Raw genomic sequence first — 17,628 nt, 5'->3', positions numbered from 1 at the left:
GTCCCCATTTTCTTTCAATCCGGAGTAGTTTGGATGAGCAATTCGAGACGTGACTTCCTCAAAGTCGCCGGCGTCGCCGGTTCGGCGGCCGCCTTCCACGCCAGCATCGGCCGCGCACTCGCTATCCCGGCGAAGCGTACGACAGGGACGATCAAGGACGTCCGCCACATTGTCATCCTGATGCAGGAAAACCGTTCGTTTGATCATTATTTCGGGACGATGAAGGGCGTGCGCGGTTTCGGCGATCGCCACCCGATCCCGCTCGCCGGCGACAAGACTGTCTGGTTCCAGAGCAATGGCGCGCGCGACCTGCCGCCCTTCCACCTCGACACCGCGCGCACCAACGGCCTGAAGGTCCCCGGCACTCCGCACAGCTTCGCCGACGCGCAGGCGGCGTGGAACCAGGGAAAGTTCGGCCTGTGGCCCAAGTTCAAGACCGATTATTCGATGGGCTATTACAAGCGCGAGGACATACCCTTCCAGTTCGCGCTCGCCGAGGCCTTCACCATTTGCGACGCCTATCATTGCTCGATCACCACCGGCACCGATCCCAATCGCATCGTGTTCTGGTCGGGGTCCAATTTCGACCCCGATGTCGCCGCGACCGGCACCAACTGCCGCGACGACAAGTCCGAACCCAATAACCTCCGCTGCTGGATCAAGGGTGCACTGCCCGAACCCGGCTATACCTACGCCGGAAACGCGCTCGAATGGGCGACGATTCCCGAGGTACTCGAAGCCGCCGGGGTCGACTGGCGCATCTATCAGGACCCCAACGACAATTGGACCGGGGCGATGCACGGCGGCCTTGCCTTCAAGGGCTTTCGCGACGCCAAGCCCGGCTCGCCGATCTACGAACGCGGCATGTCGCATCATTCGCTCGAAAAGCTCGCCGAGGATGCGAAGAACGGAACGCTGCCCGCGGTGTCGTGGGTGCTGCCGCCCAAGCAATGGTCCGAGCACCCCTCGGCCTCGACTCCGATCGAGGGCGCCGAATTCACCGCATCGGTGCTCGATGCGCTGACCGCCAATCCCGACACCTGGGCGGGCACGGTCTTCTTCCAGACCTTCGACGAGAACGACGGGCTGTTCGACCATTTCCCGCCCGCCGCACCGCCGTCTTACAATGCCGACGGCACCCTCGCGGGCAAGGCGACGATCGCGTTGCCCGGTCATTATTTCGACGATCATGAGGATAAATATCTCTCGCGCGACGACAATATCTCCGGAACGACGCGGCCGTTCGGCCTCGGCCCGCGCGTGCCGATGTATGTCGTCTCGCCGTGGAGCAAGGGCGGCTGGGTCAGCAGCGAGGTCTTCGACCACACCTCGGTCGGCCAGTTCCTCGAACAGCGTTTCGGCGTCACGATCCCTGCGATCAGCCCGTGGCACCGCTCGGTGTGCGGCGACATGACCTCCTGCTTCGATTTCACGAAGGGCGCCGATGCGGCCTTCCCCGCCCTGCCCGATGTCAGCGGCTCGGTCGCAATCCTCGACGCGCACCTCCAGCGCCCGAAAGCGCTGCCGCCGCGCGTGCCGCAGAATCTGTTCCAGGAAAAGGGCATCCGCCGCTCGCGCGCGCTGCCTTATGTGCTCCACGTCGATGCGCGAATCGACGCCGGCCGCCAGGCGGTCGTGCTCGATTTCATCAACGAGGGTGCCGCGGGCGCGGTCTTCCACGTCTATGACAAGCACAAGCTCGACAGCATCCCGCGCCGCTATACGGTCGAGGCGGGCAAAAGAATCGACGATCGCTGGAGCGTCGAGACCGACGGGGCGTTCGACCTCTGGGTTCTCGGCCCCAACGGTTTCCACCGTGCCTTCCGCGGCACTCTCGCCGACGCCGTTCGCGCGCCTTCGATGACCGCGCGTTACAATCTGAAACAGCGCGCCCTCGCCTTCGCCTTCACCAATGAAGGCGGCGCTGCGCAGGAAGCGAAAATCCTCCGCGACGCCTATGCCCCGTCGACCGGCAAGGCGGTGACGATCGCAAGCCGCGGCAAAGCGGCCCAGGCATGGCCAACCCCGAAGGATCACGACTGGTACGACGTCACCGTCGCGCTGCCGGGCATGGAAGTCCGCCTCGCCGGCCGCATCGAACGCGGCGCGCATGGCATCAGCGATCCGCTGACCGCGGCTTAAGGAGAGCATATGCCGGGCGCGCCATCGGGCCGCCCGGCGCTCTGCGGACGTTTCGACTTCAGCGATTTAAGGAAAGCTCTGGATGCCCCGCGAGGATTCGAACCTCGATAGGCGGTATCAGAAACCGCAGTCTTACCATTAGACGACAGGGCAGCAGAGGCGGGCGCAATATGATTGCACGGCCGCGCTGTCAAGGCCGGTTCGCCACTCGAACAAGTCCGCTTGCCCTAACGCATTTCGCCGCTAGCATCGCCCGCATAACAAGAGAGGGGCCGCGCGCCCGCGCGGAACCCGAAGGAGTGGGTTGATGCGTCATGTCGCGATCGTCGGGTCGGGCCCCGCGGGCTATTATACTGCCGAAACATTGCAGAAAGCGGACGATATCGCGGTCGACGTCATCGACCGGCTGCCCGTTCCCTATGGCCTGATCCGTACCGGGGTCGCGCCCGATCACCAGTCGATCAAGGCGGTGTCGCGCCGCTATGAGGGCACCGCGCTGACCGATAATGTCCGTTTCGTCGGCCATGTGTCGGTCGGCACCGACGTGACGATCGACGAGCTCGTCGGCCTTTACGACGCCGTGATCCTCGCGACCGGCGCCCCCAACGACCGGCCGCTCGACATCCCCGGCGCCGACCTGCCCGGGGTGATCGGCAGCGCCGCCTTCGTCGGCTGGTACAACGGCCATCCCGACTTCGCCGATCTCAACCCGCCGCTCGACGCGCCCGGCGTCGTGGTGATCGGCAACGGCAATGTCGCACTCGACGTCGCGCGCATCCTCGCCAAGACGCCGGCCGAATTCTCGGGCAGCGACATCGTCGCGCACGCCCGCGACGCGCTGGCGCAGAGCGCGGTGCGCCATATCCAGATCCTCGGCCGCCGCGGCCCGCACCAGATCGCGATGACGCCGAAGGAACTCGGCGAGCTCGGCCATCTCGAACGCGCCAGCCCGCGCGTCGACCCCGCCGATCTGCCGCCCGAGGGCGACGATGCCATGCTCGAACCCGGCATGCGCAAGTCGGTGACGCATTTGCGCAGCTTCACCGCCAACCCGGTCGCCAAGCCGGTGACGATCGACTTCGATTTCTTCGCGATGCCCGTCGCAATCGAGGGCGTCAAAGACGATGGGGGCCGCGTGCAGCGCGTGATCGTCGAGCGGACGACGCTCGACGCCGACCTCACCAGCCGCGGCACGGGCGAGACCTATGCGCTCGATGCCGGGCTGGTGATCAGCTGCATCGGCTACCAGACCCCGCCGATCCCCGGCGTCCCCTATGAACATGGCCGCGGCCGCTTCGCGAGCGACGAGGGCCGCATCCTGCCCGGGCTTTACGCCGTCGGCTGGGCGCGGCGCGGCCCGTCGGGAACGATCGGCACCAACAAGCCCGACGGCGCGCGCATCGGCGAAATGGTGCTGGAGGATATCGGCCGCGGTGCAGGCAAGGCGGGACGCCCCGGGCTCGATGCACTGCTCGCAAGCCGCGATGTCACCCCGGTCACCTTCCGCGACTGGCGCCGGATCGAGGAGGCCGAGGTTGCGGCAGCGCTCGATGGACGCCCGCGCGAAAAATTCACCAGCATCGAGGCGATGCTGACAGCGCTCGGACGTTGACCGCACCCGTCCGTGCTACGCTTCGCTGGCTGCTCGCGCTGGCCTATGGCTACGCCGGCTATCGCCACCTTACGACCCCCGCGCCCTTCCTCGCGATCACCCCGTCGTGGGTGCCGCAGCCCGAGCTGGTCGTCGCTGCGACCGGCATTGCCGAGATCGCGGGGGCGATCGGGCTGTTGATCCCCCCGACGCGAAAGGCGGCCGGCTGGGGCCTCGCGCTCTATGCGCTGTGCGTCTGGCCCGCCAATTTCCACCACGCGCTCGCCAATGTTGCGATCGGTGGCGAGACGCTGAGCTGGTGGTATCACGGCCCGCGCCTCGCCGCGCAGCCGCTGATCATCTGGTGGGCGCTATGGACGGGCGGCGCGACCGACTGGCCGTTTCGCCGCCGCCCCTAGCCCTTATTTCGCGACCGGGGTTTCGATCGGCGGCTGGCCCTTCTGGCTCGCGGCATAGGCCTCGACCGCCTTCAGCACGCGCAGCATGTTGCCGCTCGAAATCTTCTCGAGCTCGGCCTGAGTATAGCCGCGCCGCGCGAGTTCGGCGAACAGGCGCGGATAGCCGGTGACGTCCTCCAGACCGACCGGGGTCGCATCCATCCCGTCATAATCGCCGCCGATCCCGATATGATCGACGCCGATCGTCTTCTTGATATGGTCAATATGGTCCGCCGCGATTCCGATCGGCGTCTGCGGTGCCGGGTTCGCCGCATCCCACGCTTTCAGCGCCGGGGCGACGGCATCGGGATTGCCGACGTACAGCGCGTCGAGCCGCGCCTTCGCCGCCGTCCGCGACAGACCATGCGCGCGCAGCTTGGGGTCGAGGAAGGCGGCATAAAGCACGACCATCACGACGCCGCCGTTGGCCTTCACCGCGGGCAACACGCTGTCGGGCACGTTGCGCGGATGGTCGTTGACGCCGCGCACGCCAGAATGGCTGAACATGACCGGCGCATGCGAGACCTCGAGCGCATCCTTCATCGTCGCTTCGCTGACATGGCTCAGGTCGACGATCATGCCGATCCGGTTCATTTCGCGAACCACTTGTTTGCCGAAATCGGTGAGCCCGTCATGCTGCGGAGCATCGGTCGCGCTGTCGGCCCAGGGCGTGGTCTTGCCGTGGGTCAGCGTCATGTAGCGCGCGCCCATGCCATAAAGCTGACGCAGCACGGCGAGCGACGAGCCGATCGACTGGCCGCCCTCCATCCCGAGCATCCCGGCGACCTTGCCCGCCTTCATCTGCTGTTCGAGTTCGGTAGAGGTCGACGCAAAGCCAAGGTCGTTCGGATAGCGTGCGATCAGCCGCTTCGCGACGTCGATCTGCTCGATCGTTTGCTGGACCGCCTGCTGCTCATTCGTGTTCGACGGGACATAGACCGACCAGAATTGCGCGCCGACATGCCCCTTGCGCAGGCGCTGGATGTCGGTGTGCATTACCGTTCCGTCGGGCTTAGGCTTGGTGGTATCGCGAAAGTCGAAGTCGTTGATCATATTGCCGACCTGCCCACGCAATTCCCACGGCACGTCATTGTGCCCGTCGAATACCGGCGCCTTCTTCAGCGCGGCTTCGGCGGTCGCCTCGGGCGACTTTTGCGCCATGGCGGGAGTGGAGATCAGGGCGAATGCGGCGAGACCGGCGAGCAGGGTGTGCTTGTTCATGGCGCGCGACCTTAAGTGCTTGTTGGCGCAGCGCAAGCCCGACTTGACGTGTGCGTCAACGCCGCGCAGCATCACCCCATGACAGCCTTCGACGACTGGCGCGCAAGATCGCCCTATTATGACGAAACCCACGAAGCGCTGGCGCAGAGCGTCCGGCGCTTCGTCACCCGCGAGATCGCCCCGCATATCGACCGCTGGGAAGCCGAAGGCGAGCTGCCGCGCGAGCTGCACAAAAAGGCTGCGGAGGCAGGAATCCTCGGGCTGCGCTATTCCGAGCAATATGGCGGGCACAGCGAGGGCTTCGACAATTTCCACGGCCTCGTCCTCACCGAGGAACTCGCCGCGGTTGGCGCCGGCGGTCTCGGTGCATCGCTGATGACGCACGGCATCGGCCTTCCCCCGATCCTGGCATTGGGCTCCGAAGAGCTGAAACTGCGCGTCGCACCGCCCGTGCTCACGGGAGACAAGATCATTGCGCTCGGCATCACCGAGGCGGGCGGCGGCAGCGACGTTGCGAACCTCAAGACAACCGCGATCAAGGACGGCGACCACTACATCCTCAACGGTGGCAAGATGTTCATCACCAGCGGTATGCGCGCCGACTGGCTGACCTGCGCCGTGCGCACCGGCGGTCCCGGCGCCGCGGGCATTTCGCTGCTTCTCATCGACATGGATAGCCCCGGTGTCGAGCGCACGCGGCTCGACAAGATGGGCTGGCGCTGCAGCGACACCGCCGCGATCCACTTCGACGGCGTCCGCGTCCCTGCCGAAAACCTGATCGGCCAGGAGAACGCCGGCTTCATCGGCATCATGCGCAATTTCAACAGCGAGCGGCTCGGCATGGCGATGGGCTGCTGCGCCTATGCCCGCGTCGCGATGGCCGAGGCAGCCGAATGGGCGCAGAACCGCGAGACCTTCGGCAAACCGCTCGTCGGCCACCAGTCGATCCGCATCAAGCTCGCCGACATGGAACGCCAGATCGAGGCGACGCAGGCATGGGTCGACCTCTGCGCCTGGCAGGTCAAAGAGGGCAAGGACCGCCCCGCCGACTTCGCGATGCTCAAGGTACAGGCGACGCGCATGCTCGAAAGCGTCGCGCGCGAGGCCGCACAGGTCCTCGGCGGCGCGTCCTATATCACCGGCAGCAAGGTCGAACGTATCTACCGTGAAGTCCGCGTCAACGCGATCGGCGGCGGCAGCGAGGAGATCATGCTGGATCTGGCGGGGCGGCAGCTGTTCGGGGGGCGTGACAAGTGACACTAAGAATCACAATACTGCTGTTGGCGTTTGCGCTTAGTTTCACTCACGCCGGCGCCGCACCAGCCAAAGTTAAAGGGACTGCGGCAGTTCGACCCGTAGTCGACACAGCCGCCCTAGAAAACTCGCTCGCGGCAGAGACCGAGGCGCGCCGGGAAGCTCAACACAATGCCAGCATAGCAGAAGCCAAAGCTGAACTTATTTCTGCTGCCAATAGCCGACTAGAAAATTGGATCGCCCTGTACGGAATCCTGATTACGATAATCTTCGCAACTGCCGGATTTTTCACCTGGCGTAGCGCTGCCAACGCGGCTCGATCCGAAGTTCAGGATATGCGAGATGAACTCGCCAAGATTGCAAAACAGGCGCGGGAAGCAAAGGAAAAGATCGATCACTTAGCTCTCGATGCAAGCAACCGGCACAAAGGCATCGTTGACATATCCGATGCGTTGGCGGCCCGCGCCAATGCGCTACCGGGTGAGGGGGAAACGCTTTCCTCGGCTACCGTTGATGCCGAGTTGAGACGGGCCACTAACAATATAGAGGCACATCCGAAACATGAATGGTCCCCTTTAGAGTATAGGCTGATGATTTTACGTGCAGAAGCTGAAGGAAATTGGGAGCACTACATAGATCTTGCACGAAAAATGGCTGAAGCTCATTCGGAGGATCCTGAAGATAGAGCTTATGCGCTTTTCGCTGTTGCCTATGGTCTCTCGAAATTGGACAAATTTGACTTAGCCTCGAACGCCTATGCCGACTACATTGAAAGTTGCCCAGAAGACAAACCAGCAGATCACGCCAAAGCGCTTTCAAACTGGGGCAATGCCTTGGACGAGCAGGCCAAGCTAAAGGCATCTGCCGGAGACAGAGAAGGTGCGAAGAGGCTATGGACGCTTGCAAGCGAGAAGCATGCTGAAGCCATAGCGCTTGCTCCTGACATGGACGTCGCATTCAGTAATTGGGGAATTGTTTACAACGAAATGGCCAAGGACAGCTCATCTGCTGGCCGCCAGGTTGATGCCGATAATTTTTGGAATCTCGCAACAGAGAAGTACTCGGCCGCGCTCGCCATCAATCCCAAGTCGCATGTCGCTTACAGCAATTGGGGCAACGTGTTACATGAGCGAGCAACCGCTAAGGCTGCCATCAGAGACTATGATGAAGCCGACAGTCTCTGGGCGATCGCGATAGAAAAATACGTGGAAGCGATCGCATGTGATGCAAACATGTATGAAGCATACAATAATCTGGGTTGCTCGTTGATCGCATTCGGAAATCGCAAAACGGAGGAAGAAAGGGAGCGACTTCTTGCAAGGGCGGAGGAGGCGTTAAACAAAGCCAATGGCTTGCGTCCTGGCTGTGCGAGCTACAATCTTGCCTGCATTGCAGGGGTGCGCGGCGACGCAGAAACGGCCGCGAAAATGCTTCGAGATGCGAAAGACAAAGACACTAGTTTTCCGAAATGTAGCCAGATCCTGGCCGACCGCGATTTTGACCGCGTCCGAGATAGTGCCGTATTTCAACACGCTCTGATCGATGTCGGCTGTAATGTGGCTGACAAAAAGGGGGGACTGAATGACGACTAAAGAGTGGCCCGCCGAGGCCGAAACTCTCTTGGGCGATCTCGTCGACCTGCGCCGCGCGATCCATCGCGAGCCCGAACTCGGGCTGCAAAACCCCAAGACGCTCGCGAAGATCAAGGACGCGCTCGCAGGCCTCCCGCTCGAGGTTCGCGAGGGGCCGTCGACCACCGGGCTGATCGCGATCTTGCGCGGCCCCGCGAACGGGCGCACCGTGCTGCTGCGCGGCGACATGGATGCGCTGCCCCTGCTCGAAGACACCGGCCTCGATTTCACCTCCGAGATCGCCGGCGCGATGCATGCGTGCGGGCACGACACGCATGTCGCGATGCTCGTCGGCGCGGCGAAGTTGCTGTGCGCGGCGCGCGACCGCCTGCCCGGCACCGTGATGTTCATGTTCCAGCCGGGCGAGGAGGGCCATCATGGCGCGCGCTTCATGCTCGAGGACGGGATCATCGACCCGCTGCCCGATGCCGCCTTTGCGCTTCACATCATGCCGAACGCGCCGCACGGCATTTTCGCGGGGCGCGCGGGGCCGCTGCTCGCCTCGTCCGATGTCCTTTCGATCATCATCAAGGGCGCGGGCGGCCATGCCTCGATGCCGCACGACAGCATCGACCCGATCCCTGTCGCCTGTTCGATCGTCACCGCGATCCAGACGATGGTCACGCGCCGCATCTCGGTTTTCGACCCCGCCGTGGTCACCATCGCAAAGATCGCCGCGGGCACGACGAACAACATCATCCCCGAAACCGCCGAGATGGTCGGCACGATCCGCACCCTTTCGCCCGAACGCCGCGCGATGGTCGCGCGCGAGCTGAAGCGCCTCGCCCCCGCGATCGCCGAGGCGCATGGCTGCACCGCCGAAGTGACGATCGAAGAAGGCTTCCCCGTCACCATCTGCGACAGCCGCGCCGTAACCTTCGGCAAGTCGGTCGTCGAAGACACCTTTGGCGAGGCGGCATGGCTGACGATGGACAATCCCGTGATGGGCGCCGAGGATTTCTCCTATGTCCTCGAGAAAGTCCCTGGCGCAATGTTCTGGCTCGGCGCGAGCGAAGAAGGCAGCGACTGGCGTGCCTGCTGCGGCCTGCACAGCAATCATATGGTGCTCGACGAAAAGGTGATGGCGCGCGGCGCCGCATTGCACGCCGCGCTCGCCGAACGCTTCCTCAACGAAGGATTCAACGCATGATCAACATCATTGGCGCGATCATCTCGGGCCTGATCATCGGCGCGCTCGCGCGCTTCTTTTATCCGGGTGCGGTCCAGATGGGATGGATCGCGACGATCCTGCTCGGCATCGGCGGCTCGCTGCTTGCGGGGCTAGCGACATCGCGCGGCCGCGGCGACTTCCACCGCGCGGGCTGCCTCGCCTCGGTGATCGGCGCGGTCGTGCTGATCCTTGTCGGACGGCTGCTCGGCGTCGGCGGCTGACGCCTATTCGATCATCGCCTCGACCGTTTCGTGCGGATAGAGCATGAATTCGCGATAGAGCCGGTAATGCGCCGTGTCTTCGAGCTGTACCGGCTCGATCCCGAGCGGACTGATCTGCCATAAATCCGCATCGGGCAGCGCCATCAGGATCGGCGAGTGCGTCGCCATGATGACCTGGCTGTTGTTCGCGCGCTGGATACGGCGAAGCAGCTTGAGGAACTCGAATTGCCGCGAGGGTGAGAGCGCCGATTCGGGTTCGTCGAAAATATAGATACCCTGCTGATCGGCGCGTTCCTCGAAAAAATGGAGGAAGCCTTCGCCGTGCGACCAGGACAGATAATCGGGCCGCCCGGCGTTCGAGTCAAAAGCCGCCTGATCGACGTAGCGTGCGAGCGTGAAGAAGGTTTCGGCGCGAAAAAAGAAGCCTCTGCCGACCTTGGGCAGCCACGCTGCGCGCAGGGCATCGACCAATAGGCCGCCGTCGCTGCCCGAGATGTCCGACCGCTCGACCGCCATATGACCGTAGCCGCCCCCGCCCTCGCTGAAACCGGCCAGCACCGCTATCGCCTCGAGCAAGGTCGATTTGCCCGACCCGTTTTCGCCGACCAATATCGTGACGGGTTTCTCGAACCGGATTTCGAACCCCGGATCACCGAACAGCGGGATATTGAAGGGATATTGATCCCGATCGACGGCGGACGTGTCCGCATCCCGGGCGGGTTCGCGCATCCACACGCGCCGTAAATAGGGCGGCGGAAGCTTCGTCCGCGACCCTTTAGCCACCGATCACGGCACCAGCACCGTATCGACCGCTTCGGGCAGCAGGTCCGGATAATCGAGCGTGTAATGCAGCCCACGGCTTTCCCTGCGGTGGAGCGCGCTGCGCACGATCAGCTCGGCGCATTGCAGCAGGTTTCTGAGCTCGATCAGGTCGGTGGTGACGCGGAAATGGCCGTAATAATCCTCGACCTCGTGCGTCATCATATCGATGCGATGCCGCGCGCGCTCCAGCCTTTTGGTCGTGCGCACGATGCCGACATAATTCCACATGAAGCGGCGGATCTCGGTCCAGTTCTGCTTGATGACGACCTCTTCGTCCGAATCGGTGACGCGGCTGGCGTCCCACGGCCGGATCGCGGGCGGCGCGTCGAGCTGGCCCCAGCTCTCGATGATATGCTTCGCCGCCGCCTCGCCGAACACGAAACATTCGAGCAGCGAGTTCGACGCCAGACGGTTCGCGCCGTGCAGCCCGCTCTCGGTGCATTCGCCCGCCGCATAAAGCCCCGGCAGGTCGGTGCGCCCGTCGAGGTCGATCAGCACCCCGCCGCACGTATAATGCTGCGCGGGCACAACCGGGATCGGCTGCTTCGTCATGTCAATGCCGAGCGTCAGCAGCTTTTCATAGATGTTCGGGAAATGCCCGGCGACGAAATCGGGGTCCTGATGGCTGATGTCGAGGTGGACATAATCGAGTCCCGACCGCTTGATCTGGTCGTCGTTCGCGCGCGCGACGACATCGCGCGGGGCCAGTTCGGCGCGCGCGTCATAATCAGGCATATAGCGGTGCCCGGTCACGGGATGCTTCAGGATCCCGCCCTCGCCGCGCACCGCCTCGGTGATCAGGAAATTCTTGACGTCGAGATTATAGAGACAGGTCGGGTGGAACTGCATCATTTCCATGTTCGAGACCCGCGCGCCCGCGCGCCACGCCATCGCGATCCCGTCGCCCGTCGCGCCGCGCGGCGCCGTTGAGAACTGGTACACACGCCCCGCACCGCCGCTCGCAAGGATCGTTGCGCGCCCGACATGCGCATGGACCTTGCCGGTCTTTTCATCGAGCGCGTAGACGCCCCAGACGCGGCCCGAGCCCGAATAGCGCGCCTCGTGGCGGCCGGTGGTCAGGTCGATGCACGCCTGCCCCGGCAATAATGTGATATTCGGATGCGCCTCGGCGGTCTTGAGCAGCGCCGCCTGCACCGCCCAGCCGGTCGCATCGTCGACATGGACGATGCGGCGATGCGAATGCCCGCCCTCGCGCGTCAGATGCAGCGCCTCGGCGTCCTTGTTGAACGGCACGCCCATCTCGACGAGCCGCTCGATCGCGTGCGGCGCGTTCTCGACAACGAACTCGACCGTCTCGCGCCGGTTTAGCCCCGCGCCCGCGACCATCGTATCCTCGATATGATTCTCGAACGTATCGCCCGCGTCGAGCACCGCCGCGATCCCGCCCTGTGCCCACGCGGTCGACCCGCCGGTCAGCTCGCCTTTCGCGAGTACGAGCACGCGACAATGATCGGCGAGCGCGATCGCGGCGGTGAGGCCCGCAGCGCCCGAGCCGACGATGATGACGTCGTGGAGATTTTCAGCCATTCAATTTCCGTTCGTGTCGAGCGAAGTGGAGACACCCCGCGCCCTTGAGCCATGCCGATGGGCATCTCCACTTCGCTCGATGCGAACGGAAATTGAAGCTAGCCATTCGCCGCCCGCGTCAGATTCAGGAACACATCTTCCAGATCGGCCTCGCGCGTTGAGACATCGACGATGCCATGCCCCATCGCATTGACCGCGGCGAGCACCTCGCCCGCGTTCATGCGGTCCTTGTTGTAACTGATCGCCAGCCCGCGCTCGCCCTCGCGCTCGACCTTCTCGAACGCAGGGTGCGTCGGCAGGTCGGTAATATCGGCGTCGAGCGTGACCACGACGATCTTCTCGCGTGCCATGTCGACCAGCTCGCGCGTCGGCTTGTTCGCGATCAGCTTGCCATGGTTGATGATCGCGATGCGGTCGCACAGTTCCTCGGCTTCCTCCAGATAGTGCGTCGTCAGCACCACGGTGACGCCGCGGTCGTTGAGCCGCTGCACATAGTCCCAAAGCTGCTGGCGCAGCTCGATGTCGACCCCCGCGGTGGGTTCGTCAAGGACGATGATCGGCGGCGAATGCACCATCGCCTTTGCCACGAGCAACCGCCGCTTCATCCCCCCCGACAGCGTGCGCGCATAGGCGTCGCGCTTGTCCGAAAGATGCACCGCCGCGAGCAGTTCGTCCGAAATACGCTTGCCCTTCGGCACCCCGTACAGCCCCGCCTGATTCTCGAGCGTCTCGTACGGGGTGAAGAAGGGATCGAAAACGATCTCTTGTGGCACGATGCCGATCGAATATTTGGCGTTGCGCGGATCGGCGTCGATGTCGAAGCCCCAGATGCTCGCATGCCCGCTCGTCTTGTTGACGAGCCCCGCGAGGATGTTGATCAGCGTCGACTTGCCCGCGCCGTTCGGCCCGAGCAGCCCGAAGATCTGGCCGCGCGGCACGTCGAAACTGACATTGTCGAGCGCCCGCTTGCCGCCGGCATAGAGTTTGGAGACGGCGTCGATGCGGATGGCGGCTTCACTCATGGCGGCCTCCATAGCCGCGAGCCTCGGCGTGCGAAAGCCCGCTAATTTTTCGTCAGCACCGCATTAACGCTAAATTGGAAACTCACCGCTAGAGCAGCAGGCGTGAGGACCAGCCACATCATTTGCCCGCTGCCTGTGCAGCGCGGCCTAGCCATCTTTGCGCTCCTGATCGCGCCCACGACCGCTTTGCCGGCGCTGGCGCAGGGCCGCGCGCAAGGCGAAGCCGAAGCCATCGTGCTTCGCCCGCTGTCCTTCTTTAAGGTGGGCGACCTCGATTTCGGCGACATCATCCCGTCGGCGACCGCGGGGACCGTCACGATCGAACCCGACGGCACGCGCACCCGCACCGGCGGCGTGACGCTCGCACGGGGTGGCGGCGAGCCCGCGCGCTTTGCGGGACTCGGCAGCTTCAACCGCCAGGTCAACATCTCGCTCGGATCGAACAGTATCTGGATCACCGGGCCGGGGGTGCGAATGCGCGTGCGCGATTTCGAGATCGGCAGCACCCCGACCGCGATGCTGTCGACGGCGCCGACGCGTTTCCGCATCACCTCGACGCTTGGAAACTATAATTTTCCGGTCGGCTGCACGCTCGAAGTCGGCGCCAACCAGGCGCCGGGCGATTACAGCGGCACGTTCACGATCACCTTGAACTATCTTTAGGCCTTCCTGTGGGGGGAAGACGGCACCGGGGGACCACTTGCACCCGAAAGGGTGCCTGCACCGGTGCCGTCAAAGCCCAACACGATTGCGGGCGCCCGCGCTGCTTGCTATGGGCGCGGTCGATGACCCAGCCCGCACCCGAAACCATCCGCACGCCCAAGACCCGCATCGCCTGCGACGGCACCGGCGACGGCCTCGCCGATGCGGCGCTCGGCCACCCGCGCGTGTGGCTCGAAATCGACACTGACGAAGGTTTCGCCGACTGCGGCTATTGCGACCGGCGCTTCATTTTGATCGGCGGGATCGCCGATAAAGGCTGAATTCCGGCCCTCGGAAGTAAACGGCCGATTCACCAACCCCGTGCATCGGAGATGAACGCCTCGCTGGCATAAGATGTGCCAGACAGGAGCAGAATCTGTGGGGATTCAAGGGACCAGAAACTGTCGGGGTGCTGCTCGCGCCCTGACCATCGCCGTGGCATCGGCAGGCGCGGCGCTGTGCGGACCGGCCTGGGCCGCCGACATGGCGGGCACCGCCAATGCGGCGGTCGTCCGCCCGAACACGCTGATCAAGACCGACGATCTCGATTTCGGCACGCTGATCAGCGGCGCCACCGGCGGCACCGTCACGATCAACCCCGTCACCAATTCGCGCACCACCGCCGGCGGCGTGACCCCGGTGGGTTCGGCGGCGCAGCGCGCGGTGTTTCAGGGCACCGGCGGCATATTGCTCATCACCGTATCGGGCAGCACCTCGGTCACGCTGACGCGCGCGGGCGGCGGCGCGGCGCCGATGACCGCGAGCCTTGTCCGCGCCGCGAGCACCAGCGGCGGCGGCATCGCGCTGCTCAGCGGGACATTGCTGCCGAGCGGGGTGCAGACCTATTATATCGGCGGCACCTTGACCGTCCCCGCGAACCAGCCCGAGGGCGATTACAGCGGCACCTTCACGCTGACCGTCAATTATCTCTGACCGCTGGCGTCGGGGGACGCGCGTGCCTATATCGGCTCCATGACCAGTCTCGACCCCCGCCGCTTCCTCTATCGCGCCGATGCGCTCGACCCCGATCTGGCGCAGGCGCTCGCGCGCGAAGCGCTCGCCAAGGCCGACGACGGCGAGCTTTACCTGCAATATCGCGCGACCGAGAGCTTCGGTTTCGACGACGGCCGCCTCAAGACCGCCGATTATTCGACCGACGCGGGCTTTGGCCTGCGCGCCGTGTCGGGCGAGATGACGGGCTTTGCGCATGCCAGCGACATCAGCGCCGGCGCGATCCGTCGCGCCGCCGAAACGCTCGCGCTGCTCGACCCGTCGAATCAGACGCACGCCGCGCCGCCGCCGCGCACCAACCGCCATCTTTACGACGAGGCGAACCCGCTCGACCTCATCCCCTTCGCCAAGAAGGTCGCGCTCTGCCAGGAAATCGACGCCGCCGCGCGTGAGCGTGATCCGCGCATCGTCCAGGTTTCGGTCGCGCTCGCGGGCAGCTGGTCGGTGGTCGAGATCGTCCGCGCCGACGGCTTCCTCGCGACCGACATCCGCCCGCTCGTCCGCCTCAACGTCTCGATCGTCGTCGAAGAGAATGGCCGCCGCGAAACCGGCTATTTCGGCCTCGGCGGGCGTTACATGTACGACCATCTGTTCGAACCCGCAAAGTGGAACCGCGCGATCGACGAGGCGCTGGCGCAGGCGCTTGTCAACCTGCGCGCGGTCGATGCCCCGGCGGGCGAGTTCACCGTATTGCTCGGCCCCGGCTGGCCCGGCGTGCTACTGCATGAAGCCGTCGGCCACGGGCTCGAAGGCGATTTCAACCGCAAGGGCACGAGCGCTTTCTCGGGCCGCATCGGCGAACGCGTCGCCGCGCCCGGCGTCACCGTCGTCGACGACGGCGCGATGGACAGCCCGGTCGGCGGCGGTCGCCGCGGCTCGCTCAGCATCGACGACGAAGGCACGCCGACCGGCGAGACCGTGCTGATCGAGGACGGCATCCTCAAAGGCTATATGCAGGACCGTCTCAATGCGCGCCTGATGGGGGTCGAACCCACCGGCAACGGCCGCCGCGAAAGCTTCGCGCACGCGCCGATGCCGCGGATGACCAACACCTTCATGCGCGGCGGCAACGACGATCCCGCCGAACTGCTCAGCCGCGTCAAGAACGGTATTTTCGCGAAGAGCTTCGGCGGCGGACAGGTCGACATCGTGTCAGGCAAGTTCGTCTTCAGCTGCACCGAGGCGTACAAGATCGAGAACGGCAAGCTCGGCGACTCGATCAAGGGCGCGACGCTGATCGGCGACGGGCCGAGCGTGCTGACGAAAGTCACGGGCATCGGCAATGACATGGCGATCGACGAGGGCATCGGCATCTGCGGCAAGGGCGGCCAGAGCGTCCCCGCGGGCGTCGGCCAACCGACCCTGCTGGTCAGCGGGCTGACCGTGGGCGGCACGGCCTGATCTGTTCCCCGGTGAAAGCCGGGCCCAGTTTCGACCAACCGGGCACCGGCTTCTGCCGATGTATGCAGCCTGTGATCGCCCTCACTTGGCGTTCGCCCCTCCCGCGCATATAGCTTGCGCAAACAAGAAAAAGAATCGGTCGCATCATCCGCGGGGGTATCCCTCGCAACAGGGAGGGTAATATGCGTTCGAATCTGCGTTTCGTTTCCGTGGCCGCCGTCGCCGCGATCCTCGCCGCCGTTCCCGGCTCGGCGCAAAAAACCACCGGCCCCAAAGAGCGTTACGAGATGGACGTCGCGACGATGTCGGGCTTCGCCGCGATGGCGGGCGGCGGCAGGGGCGGCCTCGGCGGCGCGATGGGGATGATGTTCGGCGGCGATCCGTCGAGCAAGGTCGCGCACCAGCTCCTCCTCCGCCTCGGCTCGAACGACGCGGCCACTGCGCCGCCGCCGAAGGGCGACCATTTCTTCCTGCCGCAGGCGAAGATGGGCAAATCGGTCCCGCTGACGACGATCGAGGGCAAGGACGAGCCCGGCACCGCCCCGTTCGAACGCCCGAAAGGCCGCCTGCTCCTCTATTGGGGCTGCGGCGCGAAGGCGGGGCCCGGCCAGCCGGTGGTGATCGATTTCGCCAAGGTCGCCGCGGGCCAGATGCCGCCCAATCTCTTCTCGAGCGCGGTCCCGGTGATCCGCGAAGTGAGCAAGGCGAACAGCCGTTCCTATGTCGACTGGCCGAACAACAAGGGCGGCAAGCAGCCCGGATCGGGCTCGTCGCTGCTCGGCGCGCACCGCGTCGCGAGCAATATCGGCCCCGATATCAACTTCACCCTCGCGCAGGACTATATGCAGGGGATCAGCGCCTCGACCGCGATCCAAGGCGACCAGTCGGTGATGGTCCGCTGGAATTCGGTGCCGAGCGCGACCGGCTATGTCGCGTGGACGATCGGCGGCATGGGCAATGGCGGCGGCAAGAATGATCTCGGCGATATCGTCTGGTGGACGAGCAGCGCATCGAAGGAATTCGGCGGCGGTCTCTGGGACTGGCTGCCGCCCTCGGTCGTCGCGAACCTTGTCACCAAGAAGATCGTGATGCCGCCCAGCCAGACGAGCTGCCAGATTCCCGCCGAGGTCAAGAAAGCCTCGGGCGAAATGATGATCGGCAATTTGAACGCTTTCGGGCCCGAAGCCAATTTCTCCTATCCGCCGAAGCCCGCGGGCAACGCCGTGTGGAATATCGACTGGACCGCGAAAGTCCGCTTCCGCTCGCACACGATGCTGATGATCGGCGCCGACTTCGGCGGCATGGGTGGGGCAAGCACGGGTGGCAGTACGCCGGTCGAGCCCGCGAAGAAGAAGAAATGCAAAGGTCCGCTGGGCATCCCGCTGCCCGACGGCGCGTGCTGAAACGGCGACGAGTCAGGCCCTGTTCACGCC

16 protein-coding genes and 1 tRNA gene are annotated in these 17,628 nt (G+C 64.6%); 12 read left to right on the top strand and 5 right to left on the bottom strand.

Going from position 1 to position 17,628, the window contains the following annotated elements:
• The first annotated feature begins 33 nt into the window (after positions 1-33).
• A complete protein-coding gene (locus ASD73_RS20635; protein WP_056367827.1) occupies positions 34-2,142 on the top strand; it encodes a phosphocholine-specific phospholipase C in 2,109 nt (702 codons plus the stop codon).
• A 79-nt stretch (positions 2,143-2,221) separates the two neighbouring features.
• Here the strand turns inward: ASD73_RS20635 and ASD73_RS20630 are convergent.
• A tRNA-Gln gene (locus ASD73_RS20630) sits at positions 2,222-2,295 on the bottom strand.
• Between the two features lie 154 nt (positions 2,296-2,449).
• On the opposite strand from ASD73_RS20630, the gene ASD73_RS20625 reads away from it, so the two are divergent.
• Positions 2,450-3,754 (top strand): FAD-dependent oxidoreductase, encoded by a 1,305-nt coding sequence (locus ASD73_RS20625; protein ID WP_056367825.1) that lies wholly within the window; start codon positions 2,450-2,452, stop codon positions 3,752-3,754.
• Complete coding sequence (locus tag ASD73_RS20620; RefSeq protein ID WP_327196936.1) at positions 3,751-4,152, top strand: DoxX family protein; 402 nt, start codon at positions 3,751-3,753, stop codon at positions 4,150-4,152. Before ASD73_RS20625 ends, ASD73_RS20620 begins: the two co-directional genes overlap by 4 nt.
• 3 nt (positions 4,153-4,155) lie before the next feature.
• On the opposite strand, the gene ASD73_RS20615 is transcribed toward ASD73_RS20620, so the two are convergent.
• Entirely contained in the window at positions 4,156-5,412 is a 1,257-nt protein-coding gene (locus ASD73_RS20615; RefSeq protein ID WP_056368263.1) for a dipeptidase, read from the bottom strand.
• A gap of 78 nt (positions 5,413-5,490) precedes the next feature.
• On the opposite strand from ASD73_RS20615, the gene ASD73_RS20610 reads away from it, so the two are divergent.
• The 4 genes from ASD73_RS20610 to ASD73_RS20595 are packed head-to-tail and all read left to right on the top strand — an operon-like array spanning position 5,491 to position 9,689.
• Positions 5,491-6,669, top strand: a complete 1,179-nt coding sequence (locus tag ASD73_RS20610) for an acyl-CoA dehydrogenase family protein (RefSeq protein ID WP_056367823.1) — start codon at positions 5,491-5,493, stop codon at positions 6,667-6,669.
• Positions 6,670-6,692: 23 nt separating this feature from the next.
• Positions 6,693-8,258 (top strand): hypothetical protein, encoded by a 1,566-nt coding sequence (locus ASD73_RS22880; RefSeq protein WP_156407297.1) that lies wholly within the window; start codon positions 6,693-6,695, stop codon positions 8,256-8,258.
• Positions 8,248-9,447, top strand: coding sequence for a M20 metallopeptidase family protein (locus tag ASD73_RS20600; RefSeq protein WP_056367820.1), 1,200 nt, complete (start codon positions 8,248-8,250; stop codon positions 9,445-9,447). The genes ASD73_RS22880 and ASD73_RS20600 overlap by 11 nt, the downstream gene beginning before the upstream one ends.
• The gene (locus tag ASD73_RS20595; protein WP_056367817.1) at positions 9,444-9,689 is read left to right on the top strand and encodes a GlsB/YeaQ/YmgE family stress response membrane protein; all 246 of its coding nucleotides are present in this window, start codon (positions 9,444-9,446) and stop codon (positions 9,687-9,689) included. The genes ASD73_RS20600 and ASD73_RS20595 overlap by 4 nt, the downstream gene beginning before the upstream one ends.
• A gap of 3 nt (positions 9,690-9,692) precedes the next feature.
• Here the strand turns inward: ASD73_RS20595 and ASD73_RS20590 are convergent, their stop codons facing one another.
• The 3 genes from ASD73_RS20590 to ASD73_RS20580 all read right to left on the bottom strand — a co-directional run bounded on the left by ASD73_RS20590 (position 9,693) and on the right by ASD73_RS20580 (position 13,081).
• On the bottom strand, positions 9,693-10,418 hold the full coding sequence (locus ASD73_RS20590) for an AAA family ATPase (RefSeq protein ID WP_056367815.1): 726 nt from the start codon (positions 10,416-10,418) through the stop codon (positions 9,693-9,695).
• A 57-nt stretch (positions 10,419-10,475) separates the two neighbouring features.
• Positions 10,476-12,059, bottom strand: coding sequence for an L-aspartate oxidase (gene nadB / locus ASD73_RS20585; protein ID WP_056367812.1), 1,584 nt, complete (start codon positions 12,057-12,059; stop codon positions 10,476-10,478).
• A gap of 98 nt (positions 12,060-12,157) precedes the next feature.
• Entirely contained in the window at positions 12,158-13,081 is a 924-nt protein-coding gene (locus ASD73_RS20580) for an ABC transporter ATP-binding protein (protein ID WP_056368262.1), read from the bottom strand.
• A gap of 102 nt (positions 13,082-13,183) precedes the next feature.
• Here ASD73_RS20580 and ASD73_RS20575 point away from each other — a divergent pair, with 102 nt between their 5' ends.
• The 5 genes from ASD73_RS20575 (at position 13,184) to ASD73_RS20555 (ending at position 17,598) form a co-directional block, all read left to right on the top strand.
• The gene (locus ASD73_RS20575) at positions 13,184-13,744 is read left to right on the top strand and encodes a DUF4402 domain-containing protein (protein ID WP_056367809.1); all 561 of its coding nucleotides are present in this window, start codon (positions 13,184-13,186) and stop codon (positions 13,742-13,744) included.
• A 122-nt stretch (positions 13,745-13,866) separates the two neighbouring features.
• Complete coding sequence (locus tag ASD73_RS20570; protein WP_037513506.1) at positions 13,867-14,064, top strand: zinc-finger domain-containing protein; 198 nt, start codon at positions 13,867-13,869, stop codon at positions 14,062-14,064.
• A 154-nt stretch (positions 14,065-14,218) separates the two neighbouring features.
• A complete protein-coding gene (locus ASD73_RS20565; protein ID WP_056367807.1) occupies positions 14,219-14,716 on the top strand; it encodes a DUF4402 domain-containing protein in 498 nt (165 codons plus the stop codon).
• Positions 14,717-14,755: 39 nt separating this feature from the next.
• Positions 14,756-16,195, top strand: coding sequence for a metalloprotease TldD (gene tldD / locus ASD73_RS20560; protein ID WP_056367803.1), 1,440 nt, complete (start codon positions 14,756-14,758; stop codon positions 16,193-16,195).
• 182 nt (positions 16,196-16,377) lie between these two features.
• Positions 16,378-17,598, top strand: coding sequence for a hypothetical protein (locus ASD73_RS20555; RefSeq protein WP_082521745.1), 1,221 nt, complete (start codon positions 16,378-16,380; stop codon positions 17,596-17,598).
• Positions 17,599-17,628 lie beyond the last annotated feature (30 nt).

The sequence above is a fragment of the Sphingopyxis sp. Root154 genome (assembly GCF_001427105.1).
Lineage (GTDB): Bacteria > Pseudomonadota > Alphaproteobacteria > Sphingomonadales > Sphingomonadaceae > Sphingopyxis.
Note: the sequence above shows the minus strand (reverse complement) of the source record. Positions and strands in the feature narration are given on the sequence as shown.